This is a genomic window from Chryseobacterium luquanense, from assembly GCF_026460945.1.
Lineage (GTDB): Bacteria > Bacteroidota > Bacteroidia > Flavobacteriales > Weeksellaceae > Chryseobacterium > Chryseobacterium luquanense.
In genome coordinates, this window is the sequence record NZ_JAOVZV010000014.1 from 87,639 (window position 1) to 102,583 (window position 14,945).

A 14,945-nucleotide genomic window follows, 5' to 3' on the forward strand; every position below is an offset into this window, starting at 1 on the left:
AAATTTAATGTCCTAATGTATCAGAAATTAACTCCTAAACAAAAAGCATTAACAATTAATCTAGATCCTACCATTTACGGTACTTTCGCAGAGATTGGAGCAGGGCAGGAAACTGTTCGACACTTTTTTAGAGCAGGGGGAGCTTCCGGTACAATTGCTAAGGCAATGTCGGCTTACGACAAAGATTTTAGTGATGCCATCTACGGAAAAGAAGTAAAAAACAGGTATGTTACCCAAAACAGACTCCGTAAAATGCTTCGTTATGAAGTGTCACTTATTGAAGAAAGAATTTCAAGAGACAACAATCCCGGGAGAAAGTATTTTTCTTACGCAAATACGGTAACCACAATCAATTTTGATAAAACAGTAAAAGGTCACGGTTGGGTAGGAATTCGTTTTCAGGTGAATGAAAATGAAGATTATAATGAAATTGTAATCCACGTTAAATTCAAAGAAAATGATGCTACTTTACAGCAGGAAACTCTTGGGAATCTTGGTGTAAATCTTATTTTCGGAGCTTATCATTATTATGATAACCCACGAAGATTGATCGAATCTCTTTACGATGATATTGCAATAGATAGTCTTGAGATTGATATGATTGATTTCAACGGGCCTGCTTTTGCTTACGTTGATAACCGATTAATGTCTTTACAGCTCGTGAAAAATAATATGACCGATGCTGTAATTTTCAATTCTCAAGGGAACAATATGCTTCCTGCAGATATTTTGTACAAGAAAAATATTTTTGCAGTAAGAGGTAGTTTCAGACCGGTTACAAAGGTTAATATTGATATGCTTAAGAGCGGAATCGATATGTTTCTAAAAGATGCAATCTGTACTCAGGAAGAAACAGAGATTTTAATCGAAATTACCATTTCAAACCTTCGTGCAGACGGAGACATTGATGAAAGAGATTTCCTTGATAGAGTAGACGTTCTTGGTAAATTAGGATATACAGTTATCATTTCAAACTTCTCAGAATATTACAGATTAATAGATTATTTCTCTCACTATACAAACGGCGATATTGGCGTTACAATGGGAGTAAACAATATGTTGATGGTATTTGACGAGAAATATTATAAAGATCTTTCAGGTGGAATTTTGGAAGCATTTGGTAAGTTTTTCAGAAACGGAATGAGAGTGTACCTTTATCCTTACAAAGATCCTGAAACTCACGAATTATTAGATTCTTCAAACTTAAAAGTGGAAGAAAATTTAAAAGATTTATACAAATATTTCAAGATGAATAATCGTATTGTAGATATTACCAATTACAATCCTGAGTTTTTGGAGATTTATTCAAGAGAAATTTTAAGAAAAATTGCCTGTAACATGAGTGGTTGGGAAAATCAGGTTCCCGAAGGAGTTGCAGAAATGATAAAAGAAAGAGCGATGTTCGGTTTTAAAAACGAGCTGTCTCTAAAACAATTTTCATAAAAAATTATTATAATGTCTGAATTAAAAAAAAGGCTTTCATTTATTTTAGAAAGTCCAAAACATAATACTGAGGAGAAACTTGAAAAAGTTTGTCATTTGTTGGATCAGGAAATTTCTTATTTCAACTGGACTGGTTTTTATTTCAAAAATGGAGATAAAGATGAGTTAAAATTAGGTCCTTATGTTGGAGCGGAAACCGATCACATCATTATTCCTTACGGTAAAGGAATTTGCGGGCAGGTTGCTGTTTCAAACCAAACATTCATTGTTCCTGATGTTCATTTGCAGGATAATTATTTGAGCTGTTCAATCGATACAAAGGCGGAAATTGTAGTTCCTATCTTCAAAAACGGAGAAAATATTGGTCAGATTGATATTGATTCTCACACCATCGATCCTTTTACAAAAGAAGATTTAGAATTGCTAGAATGGCTTTGTAATGAAGTTTCAAAGATTTTGTAATCTTATTTAATATAAAATATAAACTCCGACGAAAAATCGGAGTTTTTTACGAGCAAAATATAAATAGGAAAGGGCTTTAGTCCGTTTGGAAAATGGATTTTAACCTAATTTAATGATTAAATTCAGCAATTAATTCCTTAAAATAATTTTCACATTTTGCGATATGCGTTCCATACCAGGAAAAAGCTTCTCCATCAACAATCATTATTTTTTTATCAGAATAAACAGCTTTTAACTCCTCAATATGTTTTTCTTTAAATGGAAAAGGTTCTGAGGAAAGCATAATAACATCTGCTTCCTTTAAATCTTCGGTTTGAATTTCCGGATAACGGGTTCGATTTTTAAAAATATTTTCAAAACCTATTTCAGTTAAAATATGATGGATAAATGTATCTGAGCCAACCGTCATATAAGGATTATTCCAAATCAGATAAGCAACTTTTGTTTTAGAATTAATTTTAGTCTGATTGAGAACTTCGTAGATTTTAAGATTAAAAAGCTGCGCTTTTTCTTCTTTATGAAAGAGTAATCCTAAGTTTTTTAATAAATAATAATTGTCTTCAATCGTTTCGGTATTATAAACATTCACTTTGAAATCTTTCATTAAAATTTCAACTTGTTCTTTTACGTTTTCTTCTTTATTGGCTAAAATTAAGTCAGGTTTTAAGCTTTTAATCTTCTCAATATTAAGATTTTTTGTACCGCCGATAATTTCTACATTTTTTACTTTTTCTGAAGGATGAATACAGAATTTTGTTCTGCCAACAACTTCATTTTCCGTTAAACCTAAATCAAATAAAGCTTCTGTAATAGAAGGTACTAAAGAAATAACTCGCATAAAATTTTAGACTTTGCCTAAAATTACAAAAGTTTTCCGGTTAAAAACATTGCTGCAATCGTAAAATAAATAATTAATCCGGTAACATCAACCAAAGTTGCGACAAATGGTGCAGAAGAAGTTGCAGGGTCAAGATTAAATTTTTTAAGAATAAACGGAACCATAGAACCGGAAATTGTTCCCCAAAGTACAATCATTGCCAAAGAAATTCCGGCACTGATTCCTATGAAAAACCAGTAATCACCATAATCAAACCAACCGAGTTTGTGCCAAATCATAATTCTGAAAAACCCAATTACACCTAAAAAAGTTCCTAAAATTAAACCTGTAACCAATTCTTTTTTCATCACAGTCCACCAGTCTTTTACAGTAATCTCCTGTAAAGCCATTGCTCGAATAATCAAAGTTGCAGCCTGCGAACCGGAATTTCCGCCACTTGAAATAATTAAAGGAATAAATAGTGCCAAAACTACTGCTTTTTCGATCTCGTTTTCATAAAAACCCATGACAGATGCCGTAATCAGTTGTAAAAAGAAAAGAACAATCAGCCAAAGTCCACGCTTTTTAATCATTTCAAACCAATGGGTCTGAATATACGGATCATCAAGGGCTTCAACACCTCCAAATTTCTGAATATCTTCGGTGTTTTGTGATTCAATTTGATCTAAAATATCGTCAATCGTTACAATTCCAACCAAAACCCCAGCTTCTGTAATAATAGGAAGTGCTGTGCGGTCATATTTTTCGAAATAAGTTACGGCGTCTTCTTTAGAGGTAGTAGTTTTAATAGCAACAAATTGATTATCTGTAAGTTCGGAAACCAATGTATCTTCTTCTACTAACAATAAACTTCCCAAAGCCAAATCGTCAATCAAATGATTTCTTTCATCAACAACGTAAAGATGATTAATGGTTTCTACCTTTTTTCCGACCTTTTTAATCTGTTGAAGGCATCTTTTTACAGTCCATTCTTTACGGATTTGAATGTAATAAGGCGTCATCAAACGTGCAATAGAATCAGAATTATAACCTAAAAGTTTCAGAGCAATTCTTCGTTCTTGCGGATTTAAATGGTTGATGGAATATTTAATCAATTCATCCGGGAAATCTTCAAAAAGTGCAGTTCTGTCATCAGGAGTCATTGCATTCAGGATTTCTGAAACATCATCACTTCCAATACTTCGAATGGTTTCTTCTTGAAAATCCGGATCTAAATGTGAAAAAACATCGGCTTTGTATTCTTTCGGAACTTTCAGAAAAGCCAACAGTCTTTCATCAGCGTGAAGTTCGCTAAGTCTTTCGGCAATATCGGCGGGATTAAAGATAAGTTCGTCTGTAGAATTCAAAACATGAAATTTTTGATATGCAAAAATAGCCCAAATTTTTTAGAATTGGAGACCGATGTGCTAAATTTAAGGTTTATTTAAAGTTTAAAAACCAGCTTCTACAGAAGGTTTTATTTTCCTTAATTCTTTCAGAATATTTTTCATGGCGCCATTGGTTCCTATTTTTATTGAGTTTGCAGCAGAACCTAAAAGCCTCATGTTTTTACGGTAAGTATCATAATCGGATGAGGTAATAAGATTTCCTTCAGAATCAAAAAGTTTCATGCTTATAACAACTTGATTGGAGAAAACATATTTTCCCAATCCTACTTTGAAATATTTTACTTTGGGAACAATAGCGAAATCTGCATCGTTGTTTTTGCAGTATTCCATAATAGTTTTAGAGTCAATGCTGTCAAAAGAAACCTGAATTTCAGATCTCAGCATTTTATTTTTTCGAAAAGCACTGATGTTATCCGAAACTGCGCTAAAGAAAGCATGATTAGTGGGTTCTTTTATTTCTTCAATATCGGGTTCTACTTCAGGGTTGAAGTACAGAATTTTCTTTACATTATCATGACCAATGCTTTTCTGCGCTTTTACAGAAGAAATACTGATGATAAATACAGAAGAAATAAGCGTGTAAAATAAAAAATTTTTCATCTTTTTGTCGGCTGTAAAATTACTGTCTTTTAATGGGATGACATAATTTTATTAAGATTTTTTTAACATATTTTTCTATCAAAATTAATATATGGAATCAATAATGTTTCCAAAGTTGAAGATTTAATGATATTTTAATTTAAATATTAGAAAGTCAGCGACTTGAAAATGAAATTCTTAAAAGATTTAATGTAATTCTAAAATGTTTTTTTGCTGAATTAAAAAATAGTCGTACTTTTGCACCCGTTACATAATAATCATTAAACAATATTGGAATGTACTTAACAACAGAAAAAAAAGCAGAAATTTTCGCAAAGCACGGAAAATCTGCACAAGACACAGGAACAGCTGAAGGACAAGTAGCTCTTTTCACGTTCAGAATTAACCACTTATCTCAGCACTTGAAAGCTAATCGTCATGATTTCAATACTGAAAGATCTTTGGTGAAATTAGTAGGTAAGAGAAAAAGTTTATTGGATTATCTTAAGAAAAAAGATATTACAAGATACAGAGCGATTATCGCTGAATTAGGATTAAGAAAATAATCTATCCGGTTTCCAAAATAAAGAAGCAACTTCGAAAGAGGTTGCTTTTTTTGTTTAAAATACGGTCAAAATTTTAAAACTTGGCATAAGAGTTTACAAATCTTTAAAGAAATCGTTTAAATTTGCTTTTTTTAATAAATCTACTGATTTGAAACACTTTTATTTATTTATATTTCTGCTGATTTCAGGTTTTTACAATTCTCAGGAATTGGATAGTATTCCAAGGTCAAATCTTCAGGGTTCAGTAAGTATGCAGTTTGGAAAGTTTTTAGGAACTAACGATTATCTTAAAACCCTTAAACATAGAGAATTTATCGGAGCTTCTGCAGAACTGACCATACAAACCGATGGAAGTCAGGAGTGGCATAAAAGATTTGGAAGACCTTATTATGGAGGAGGAATTGTAGCTTATGATTTCTTGAAAAACAGTGATATGGGAAGACCTTTCGCTGTTTATGGAACCTTTGGTGGAGCTATCAAAGAAACGCCAACTCATTCCTGGAATTACAACACAAGCGGTGGTTTTGCTTTCAATTGGACGCCTTTTGATCAGGAAAAAGGGTATCTTAATCAAACTTTCGGATCTTCAGTGAGTGTGTACATTAACTTCGGAGTCAATTATAAATATTATCTTTCCCAGCATTTAGATTTAGGATTGGGTTTAAATTTTACCCATTTTTCAAATGGCGCCTTGAAACTTCCCAATAAAGGAATGAATACATTCAATTCACAGCTTTCTCTCACGTATCATTTTGATGAAAGACAATTTGCCCCGAAAGATACTTTGTCGGTATTTGACAAATATTCTACTTTGGATGTGAATGTTTTTGGTGGCGTAAGACATTCTATTTTTTATGGAAAAGATGAAGGTTTTACATATGATGATGTTGATTTGATAGATAAATTTAAAGGAAGATATTATCAGAATTGGGGTTTGGAAACAGTTTACCACAGACAGATTACCTATAAATCTTCACTTGGATTGGGGTTAGGAATAATGTATGACGAAGATTACAACCATAAATTTTATCAGGATGAAAACGGTAAAATTCAAACAGAGAAAAGATTTCAAAATGATCAGCTTTTGCTGAATATTTTTCCTTCTTACCGGCTTTCAATTTCAAAATTTGCCATTCAGATTCAGCCTGGGTTTTATTTATTTAAAAAGCCAATCGATAAGCGTTATGATAAAACAATTTTCTATCAGAGAGTTGGTTTCCAATATACAATTGGGAAAAATCTGTTAATCGGAATTGGTATTCGTTCATTTATTTTCCATAAAGCTGATTATATAGAATGGAGACTCGGTTATAGAATTTTTAATAAGAAAAATCTATAATTTAAACCCGTTATTTGAAGGTGTTTTTTAATGATTGATAATTAAACGATTGTGTTTGTTTGTTGAATGAAATGCCATTGTTTATATTTAAAAAAGAAATCTATCTGAAAAACCTTGCCTTTCTTAGCGATTAAAAAAACGTAAGGATAAACAAGGAATTAAAAAAAATACTGAAATAAAGTTAAACAAAGCCGTTTCACTTATTTTCGAAAGACAAAATTTAAAATGCACAACAGATAGTTAACTCAAATGGAATGATGAATTTAACGCTGAAATACTTTCATCATACTATTTAAAACAAAAACACTAAATTTGCATCACATTTAGACGATATATAATTAATTAAAGCACTCAATACGGAGTGCGACACAAAACAATTTATGAGTATACCTCAAGCAATTACAGAGATGATTACTCTTGCAGACGGCAGAGAAATCACATTAGAAACAGGGAAATTAGCAAAACAAGCCGACGGATCTGTAGTAGTAAAAATGGGCGGAACAATGCTTTTAGCAACTGTTGTAGCCAGTAAAGAAGCTAGAGATGGTGTAGATTTCTTACCATTGACAGTAGATTACAGAGAAAAATTCTATGCAGGTGGTAAAATCCCTGGAAACTTCTTCAGAAGAGAAGCTAGACCTTCAGATCAGGAAATTCTGACAATGCGTTTGGTAGATAGAGTTTTGAGACCTTTGTTCCCGGAAGATTTCCACGCAGAAGTTCAGGTAATGATTTCATTGATTTCTTACGATGGACAATCTATTCCAGATGATTTGGCAGGTCTTGCAGCATCTGCAGCAATTGCAATTACTGATATTCCTTTCAACGGACCGATGTCTGAGGTAAGAGTAGTAAGAATCAACGGTGAACTTTCTATCAACCCGAAATTAGAAGATCTTAAAATTGCTGACCTAGACATTATGGTTGGAGCAACGAAAGATTCTATCGTAATGGTAGAAGGTGAAATGAAAGAAATTTCTGAAGCAGAAATGCTTGAAGCGATTCAATTTGCTCACGTTGAAATCAAAAAACAAGTTGAAGCTCAGGAAAGATTAGCTGAAAAAGTAGGTAAATCTTTACCAAAAAGAGAATATAGCCACGAAAATCACGACGAAGCAATTCGTGAAAAAGTGTGGAAAGAAACTTACGATAAAGTATATGAAGTAGCGAAAACTCCTTCAGGAAAAGAAGAAAGAGGTGAGAAATTCAAAGCTGTTTTGGCTGAATTTTTAGCTCAATATGTAGAGCATCCTGAAGAATTGGAGAGAGTAACTCCTTTTGCAAAAGTATATTACCACGATGTAGAGAAAGAGGCGATGCGTCAGATGATTATCAATGACAAAATCCGTCTTGATGGTCGTGATCCTGAAACAATTCGTCCAATTTGGAGCGAAATCGATTATTTACCTGGAGCTCACGGTTCTGCAATCTTTACAAGAGGTGAAACTCAGTCTTTGACAGCTGTAACTTTAGGTTCTGTGAAAGATGCAAACATGGTAGACAGCGTAATGATTAATTATGACGAAAGATTCTTCCTTCATTATAACTTCCCACCGTTCTCAACGGGTGAAGCTCGTCCTTTAAGAGGAACTTCAAGAAGAGAAGTTGGTCACGGAAACTTAGCTCAAAGAGCTTTGGCAAATATGATTCCTGAAGAAAATCCTTACACCATCCGTATCGTTTCTGATATTTTAGAATCAAACGGTTCGTCTTCAATGGCGACAGTTTGTGCAGGAACATTGGCTTTGATGGATGCAGGTATTCAAATTACAAAACCGGTTTCTGGTATTGCAATGGGATTGGTAACTGACGTTAAAACAGGAAAATTCACAGTACTTTCTGATATCTTAGGAGACGAAGATCACTTAGGTGATATGGACTTCAAAGTAACAGGAACTGCAGACGGTATCACTGCTTGTCAGATGGATATTAAGATCCAAGGATTGTCTATGGATATTATGGAGAAAGCGCTTCTACAAGCTAGAAACGGAAGACTTCATATCCTTGATAAATTAAATGAAACTATTTCTGCTCCAAGAGAAGACGTGAAACCTCACGCTCCGAAAATGGTGATGATGGAAATCTCTAAAGATTTCATCGGTGCTGTAATCGGACCTGGTGGAAAAATCATTCAGCAGATGCAGAAAGATACTGATACTGTTATCGCAATTGAAGAAGTTGGCGAAATCGGTAGAATTGAAATTTCTGGTGTTAGCAGAGAGAAAATCAACGAAGCGATTGCAAGAATCAACGAAATTACTTTTGTACCTGTTATTGGTGAAGTTTACCAGGGCAGAGTAGTGAAAGTAATGGATTTCGGAGCTTTCGTAGCGATTGCAAAAGGTACTGAAGGTTTACTTCATATCTCTGAAATCGAGTGGGCGAGACTTGATAAAGTTCCTTACAACGAAGGTGATCAGGTAGAAGTGAAGTTTATGGGTTACGATGACCGTAAGAAAATGAAGCTTTCAAGAAAAGTTTTATTGCCAAGACCTCCAAGACCTGAGCAAAAACCAAGAGAAGAAGGACAGGGAAGACCAGAAGGACAAAACAGACCGGATAGACCTGCAAGACCGGAAGGCCAAGGAAGACCAGACAGACCGGCAAGACCTGAAGGAAATGTAAATCCTGAAGGACAAGATCAGCCTGGAGAACATAAGCCTTTGAACGAAGCTTAAGATTTTTAAAATCATATAGATATAAAACCACCGAATTTCCGGTGGTTTTTTTGTGAAGTCTTGTTTTTGTTAGGTTGTAGATTATTAGTTGCAGGAGCAAGAATAGAAATTACAGGAGCAACAATATTGTTTGCAGGCGATAGAATATCATTCGCAGGAGCAAGAATATGATGTGTAGGGACAAGAATATTATTTAAAGGGATAAGAATATTATTTGCAGGATTAACAATATGGTTTACAGGAGCAAAAATATTGTGTGTGGATGGCAGAATATAAAAACATCCCAACTGAATATTCGGTTGGGATGTTTAAAATTAAATCTTGATTGCTGTAAAATGGTTGATCGGCCTGATCATCGTTTTTATTGTAATGTATTAATCAGGAATGATGGTAAATTTTATAGCTGAGACAGTAGCATATTCCGGAGAGGTAGCTCCATAAAGGCTTTTAACATATTTTTTTACGTTTTGGGCTATGGAATAGAGACCGGTTTCTTCTGTGTATAAAATTTGGTTTCTCTCAATCAGCTTTACGTTGAGTTCGGCTTCGGTTTGGTCGACGGTTTGAGTAGCGCTGACTAAAGAAATGCGGTAGGTATTGAGATTGGTTAATTGTAGTTCGGCTTCATCCGGACTGTAATTGGGAATGGTTGCCAACAGCTGCAGAAGAATTCCGAAATTTTCTGTTTGTTGGGTGAATGACTGTCGGGAAGTAGAAATGGGGTTATTGGTGGGTTGTTCTTCGTTGTCAGTCTTTGCGGAAATTGTTTTTTTCTTAGTACCGCCCTGGATAGAACGGTTTAAGGATTTTGCCTGATCTAAAGTTCCCTCCAGTAATCCCAAAATTTCTAAACGGTTGATGATGCGGGTGCAGGTTGTTTTCAGGTTTTCGAAAGCGGTCTGACGCAAAGCGATGGCGTTTTTGTTGGCGTTTCGTTTGTCTTCGACCTCGGCTAATTTTGTATTAGCTGTGGCGTACAATGCCTGAAGATTAGCAGCCGTAAGATTTGGAACCGGCGGATTGTAAAGGCTATAAACGGAAACTTGCTGGGTAAGTTTTTGTAGGTTTGCCACATTTTTGGCATGTCCTACTTCGGATGTAGATGACATAAGTATTTGTGTTTTAAATTATTTTTCAAATATAAAATTTATTTTGATTTGAAATGATTTTTGAATGAAATATTTTGATTGTGAGGATATTATGTTAAGTTTGGAAAAGGGAAAACCCTAACGGGAAGTTAGGGTTTTATTCTATTTTCTAAATTTAAGAAACATTTCGATTTAGTATTAATCTGTGAATTCATCAAGATTAATAACTATATCAAACCAATTTTTTGCAGTTTCAAGAACTTGAAATGACGGATCTTGAAAAAATACTGCTAAGTTTTCTTTTGAGCGAGTACAACAAACATAAAATAATTTTTGAGTTCTTTCTAAAACACTCGCTTTATCTATTCTATTAGTAAATAAATAATTGAAATTATATTTTGTCCAATTCCCACTGTCTAAAATTACCAATACATTGTCAAATTCAGTTCCTTTAGTTTTGTGCTGTGTTGAAAATGGAGTTAAACCTTCTAAATAATTATATAATTTAATGAACTCTTGATATGATACTTCTTTTACTTGAGCATATATATATTCTGAAGAGGATATAAACTCATCTAATTTATCATCCTTCTTTACAATTCGTAGTTCGTCTGCTTTATCAATAACTTGACCTATTGTTGTATCTTGGTTTGTTAACAATTGTTCAATATTATTCTTAAGTTTCCTTTTATCCTCAATAGTATTAATAGAAATCCCATTTTTCTTCATAATTCTAAAAAACTCAGGAAAATTTTTATCGGAATAAAATCTTAATACATTTTGAATTTTAAATAAGTGTTTGATAAAATTGTCTCTTTTTGAACCTTTTTTAGCATTCTGCTCATCTACTTCTCTTTTGTCATCAATAAGATTTTCTTTATCAATATAAATTTTTCTTATTTCATTGAAGGATTTATCTTTTACTTTTTCATAAAGTAATCTATGAGTTTCATTTGAGAGTATCTTGTTTTTCTTTAAGACATTAGTTGTAAAATTTAATTCGCTGACAAATTCGTCTATTGTATTATATTTATTTAGATTTTTTTTTGGAATTTTCTTTTGTTTTAAACTTTTTTCTTTTAGTTCAATCAATAATTCGCTTTCAAATTCTAAATCTGAAAAATTTTCTTTAGGTAAATTTTTTATTCCTTCAAATTCTTCTTTGGCTGACACATCTAAGTTTATTTCATCTAATAAATATGATCGAGACTGTAAACCTAATTCATCAACTACTTCATTAAATGTTTTCTCGTCCTCAATATTTAAATTATCACTTTTGATTTTCTCAACTAAGTCTCTTTTAAGATTAATTACTGGATCTTCGTCATAAATCTCCATCAAAGTTGAAAATCCAGCTTGTGCAGAAATTAAATTATGAGTCAGATTTAACTCTTTAGTTGTTTTAGAATTATCGAAGTTCCACCCTTGACTAAGACTTTCTAAATATTTTTTTATTTTTTCAATATCCTTATCTACAGAGTGTAAAAATAAAATATTACCATTTTTTACATTTCCATCAGGTAAAATGTTAGGAGCACTCAAATCAGAAGAATGCTCTTGCGTAATGCCATCAGTTCTAAGTTTATTAGCTAGTTCATAAATCTTTTTTGGATTTCTTCTGTTTTGACTTTTAACAACCTCTTTTACAATACCTTCTTCTAAATAAGAATTTATAGTACCAATTCCATCATCATAGATAGATTGCATTGCATCTCCAAATAAACCTATGATAGATTCCTTTTTAGATATTCGTAAATGATTTAAAAATATTCTAATTACTTGTTCATTCGTATCCTGATATTCATCAATGAATATGAATCTGAACTTGTCCTTTAAGATATCACATAATTTAGGGTACTTTACAAACAGATACTCCGAAATAGTTAATACTTCATCGTGAGAGATAATCCCTTCTCTCAATCTTACATATTCTTTATATTGAATTTCAATATTTTCAGATAAAGTTTCCTCAGGATTATCTATAACAATATTATTAACAGTATCGTCCTTTGCTAATTGTATTAAAGTTGACTTTAATTCGGACTGAAAGTTTTTAATATTATCCCAGAGAAAATCGTGAATTGTAGATACTTTTAGATTTTTATGGTTTACACGATCTTCAATTTCTTTTACTGCTGAATTTGTATAAGTCATACAAGCGATTTTAATTGTAGGATTTTCTTTAATGACTTGCCTAATTACAGAAACTAAAGAATATGTTTTACCACTTCCTGCGCCACCACTTAATAGAAAATTGTGCCCATTATCAATATGATCAAAAATTGATAATACTTCTGGCTGATCTTGTATGTCTAGTCTTTCCTTAACCATAATAATCCTTCTTTAATGTAAGCTGGAATTTGCCAGTTAGAATATGTTTCGTTTGTACATCTCAATATATCAATTGCAAAAGACCCTTTACTATCGACACATTTTTCTGCTAAAAAATATGCATCTTTTGAATTGTCGTAAAAAAATTTAAGATTTTTAAGACCACTAAATTTACTTCTGTTATCTTTTATGAAAGTTTTGTTTTGTGATAAATGAAAAAAATTATCTTCAAAACTTCTTGCACAATATCCTTCTTCTTCTGTCTGCATAATAATTTGTAAATATCCGTCAACTTGTTCTTGCCATATTGAATTTTTGGAAAATCTCTTTTCTTCAAAACTTTTTTGCAAAATATTTTGAAAAGAAATTGAATCTGATGGATAAAAGAAAAGCAAAGTAGGATTGCTTGTTTTTTCTGCTTCAGAGACTCTACAACTAAAATCAGACTTTCTTTCTTTGTCTTTTTTTGTTTTTTTAATACTCCCATCGCTATTTCGTATAAAATCTTTTTTTACAGAATCTAAATCTGTAATTATTAAAGATTTTAATCCAACAAAGCTTATTAGTTTTTCAAAAATATTTGCATAATTACCAACCTCTATAACAGATATATTTTGCGATAATAACGGAAGTTCATTTGCATCTAATTCAACTTCTAAGTCTAATTTTTTCATCATTGCAGGTAATAGAATTCTTTCCGTATCGCCCTCAATAAAAATAGCCTTATCAGCAAAAAATAATTCAGCTCTATTAAGGGTTAAATATTGTTTTAAAAAGCGGTAATTTTTTTCTTCTCCTGCGCTAGTATATTCTTTTTCTAAATCTTTAATGTTTTTTGCTTTAATGTCATTTACTGATTCTTTTTTTAAATATTTTATGGAATTAAAATCTTGGCAATTAGCAACTATATGGGATGAATGTGTACTAATAATATATTGAAAAGGTATTTTTTTTGTGATGCTTCCACTACTATTTTTAAGTATTATTCCATCTTTTAAAAGTTCGGTAATATTTTTAATAAATACATATTGCATTTGCGGGTGAGTATGGGCTTCCGGTTCCTCAATAAAAAGTAAGTTAATGTCAGCTGGAGTTTCATCCTTTCCTCTTTTAAATTCACTTACTAAAATTTCAATCTCAAAAATCATACTTATAAGATTCATATAACCTAAACCATTATAATGTTCGGGGAATTCAGAATCATTACTGTGTTTATATATAACAGTTGTATTTCCTTTTAATAATTCTTTTCGTTGCAGAGTGGAAATTACTTTTATTATAGACTCATCTTTTCTTACTCCTCCAAATAAACTTACTTTTTCGGTAATATCACTGAATAAGGCTTCATATACATTTCCTAAAATTTCATCAGTATCTTCGATTACTGACTTAAATTCGTCAATTTTCTTTTCGTCTTCATCGTTTTTTTCACTTCTTTCATATATTTCAGATGTTTGTGTAGATAGAGTTTTTTCATTTTCTTTATTTGTAACGCTTCTTTTCGCGCTGATATATTTGAAATTAATAATATCACTTAAATTACTTTTTGTTTTAGATTGTTCTAAATCATTAAAATTACTTTCATCAATTACTGAATGTTCATAATCATAATTAATACTTTTCCATCTATATTTAAAGAATTTTTCTACATTCAGTTTAAAAAAATAATCAAAGTTCTTTGGAATATATTTTTTTCTTTCTTCTTCAGGTTTATGCTTTTCTTTCTCTTCACATTCTTTTACTTTTTTCCTCTCAGCAAGCACAAACGATTTATACTCTTTTCGAAACTCTTTATATTGATCATAATTTAAATAATACTCGTAACCTAGAATAATTTTATTATGATTAGGATCTAAATCCATCATCAAATCTGAAATATTACTTGTGTTTTCTCCTTCTTCATAAGAAATTACAAGTCTCAATTTTATACCGTGAATATCTTTATTAAAATCTTCTTCATTAAGTTCAATAGTTTCAAAAATTAGTTTTTCAATTTCTTTTTTGTAGTCAAGATTGAAATCTTCAGAAACAATTTTTTTCTTATCTGAATTGTTGATGAATTTGTCTAAACAAGTTAAAAGTGAAGTTTTTCCGGTATTATTTTTCCCTAAAACCAAGGATAGAGATTCTTCCAAATCTATTTTGAAATCTTTGAGTAGCCTAAAATTGTTTATATAAATAGACTCTATTTTCATGGTTGTTATTTTTTATAAATATAATGAATATATCATTA

The 14,945-nt window shown here is 31.8% G+C and carries 12 protein-coding genes; 5 read left to right on the plus strand and 7 right to left on the minus strand.

Annotation, left to right across the window (positions count from 1 at the left end; genetic code table 11):
* Positions 1-15: 15 nt before the first annotated feature.
* Both OEA66_RS12225 and OEA66_RS12230 read left to right on the plus strand, forming a co-directional pair.
* Positions 16-1,443 carry a TonB-dependent receptor gene (locus OEA66_RS12225; RefSeq protein ID WP_267281639.1) on the plus strand — a complete coding sequence of 476 codons (1,428 nt, stop codon included), beginning with the start codon at positions 16-18 and terminating at the stop codon, positions 1,441-1,443.
* Between the two features lie 12 nt (positions 1,444-1,455).
* Positions 1,456-1,905, plus strand: a complete 450-nt coding sequence (locus OEA66_RS12230) for an XrtF-associated fRMsr-like GAF protein (RefSeq protein ID WP_267267394.1) — start codon at positions 1,456-1,458, stop codon at positions 1,903-1,905.
* Between the two features lie 109 nt (positions 1,906-2,014).
* On the opposite strand, the gene OEA66_RS12235 is transcribed toward OEA66_RS12230, so the two are convergent.
* The 3 genes from OEA66_RS12235 to OEA66_RS12245 all read right to left on the minus strand — a co-directional run bounded on the left by OEA66_RS12235 (position 2,015) and on the right by OEA66_RS12245 (position 4,731).
* Positions 2,015-2,743, minus strand: coding sequence for an ABC transporter substrate-binding protein (locus OEA66_RS12235; protein ID WP_267281640.1), 729 nt, complete (start codon positions 2,741-2,743; stop codon positions 2,015-2,017).
* Between the two features lie 23 nt (positions 2,744-2,766).
* Positions 2,767-4,089 carry a magnesium transporter gene (gene mgtE / locus OEA66_RS12240; protein ID WP_267281641.1) on the minus strand — a complete coding sequence of 441 codons (1,323 nt, stop codon included), beginning with the start codon at positions 4,087-4,089 and terminating at the stop codon, positions 2,767-2,769.
* A gap of 84 nt (positions 4,090-4,173) precedes the next feature.
* Positions 4,174-4,731 carry a pyruvate decarboxylase gene (locus tag OEA66_RS12245; RefSeq protein ID WP_267281642.1) on the minus strand — a complete coding sequence of 186 codons (558 nt, stop codon included), beginning with the start codon at positions 4,729-4,731 and terminating at the stop codon, positions 4,174-4,176.
* A 275-nt stretch (positions 4,732-5,006) separates the two neighbouring features.
* On the opposite strand from OEA66_RS12245, the gene rpsO reads away from it, so the two are divergent.
* The 3 genes from rpsO to OEA66_RS12260 all read left to right on the plus strand — a co-directional run bounded on the left by rpsO (position 5,007) and on the right by OEA66_RS12260 (position 9,293).
* Positions 5,007-5,276 (plus strand): 30S ribosomal protein S15, encoded by a 270-nt coding sequence (rpsO, locus tag OEA66_RS12250; protein ID WP_027386233.1) that lies wholly within the window; start codon positions 5,007-5,009, stop codon positions 5,274-5,276.
* Between the two features lie 148 nt (positions 5,277-5,424).
* Complete coding sequence (locus OEA66_RS12255; RefSeq protein ID WP_267281643.1) at positions 5,425-6,615, plus strand: acyloxyacyl hydrolase; 1,191 nt, start codon at positions 5,425-5,427, stop codon at positions 6,613-6,615.
* 380 nt (positions 6,616-6,995) lie between these two features.
* On the plus strand, positions 6,996-9,293 hold the full coding sequence (locus tag OEA66_RS12260; protein ID WP_267281644.1) for a polyribonucleotide nucleotidyltransferase: 2,298 nt from the start codon (positions 6,996-6,998) through the stop codon (positions 9,291-9,293).
* An 11-nt stretch (positions 9,294-9,304) separates the two neighbouring features.
* Here the strand turns inward: OEA66_RS12260 and OEA66_RS12265 are convergent, their stop codons facing one another.
* The 4 genes from OEA66_RS12265 to OEA66_RS12280 form a co-directional block, all read right to left on the minus strand.
* Positions 9,305-9,580, minus strand: coding sequence for a hypothetical protein (locus OEA66_RS12265; RefSeq protein ID WP_267281645.1), 276 nt, complete (start codon positions 9,578-9,580; stop codon positions 9,305-9,307).
* 87 nt (positions 9,581-9,667) lie between these two features.
* Complete coding sequence (locus OEA66_RS12270; RefSeq protein WP_267281646.1) at positions 9,668-10,402, minus strand: hypothetical protein; 735 nt, start codon at positions 10,400-10,402, stop codon at positions 9,668-9,670.
* Between the two features lie 177 nt (positions 10,403-10,579).
* Positions 10,580-12,712 carry a UvrD-helicase domain-containing protein gene (locus OEA66_RS12275; RefSeq protein ID WP_267281647.1) on the minus strand — a complete coding sequence of 711 codons (2,133 nt, stop codon included), beginning with the start codon at positions 12,710-12,712 and terminating at the stop codon, positions 10,580-10,582.
* Positions 12,694-14,907, minus strand: coding sequence for an ATP-dependent nuclease (locus OEA66_RS12280; RefSeq protein WP_267281648.1), 2,214 nt, complete (start codon positions 14,905-14,907; stop codon positions 12,694-12,696). The genes OEA66_RS12275 and OEA66_RS12280 overlap by 19 nt, the downstream gene beginning before the upstream one ends.
* Positions 14,908-14,945 lie beyond the last annotated feature (38 nt).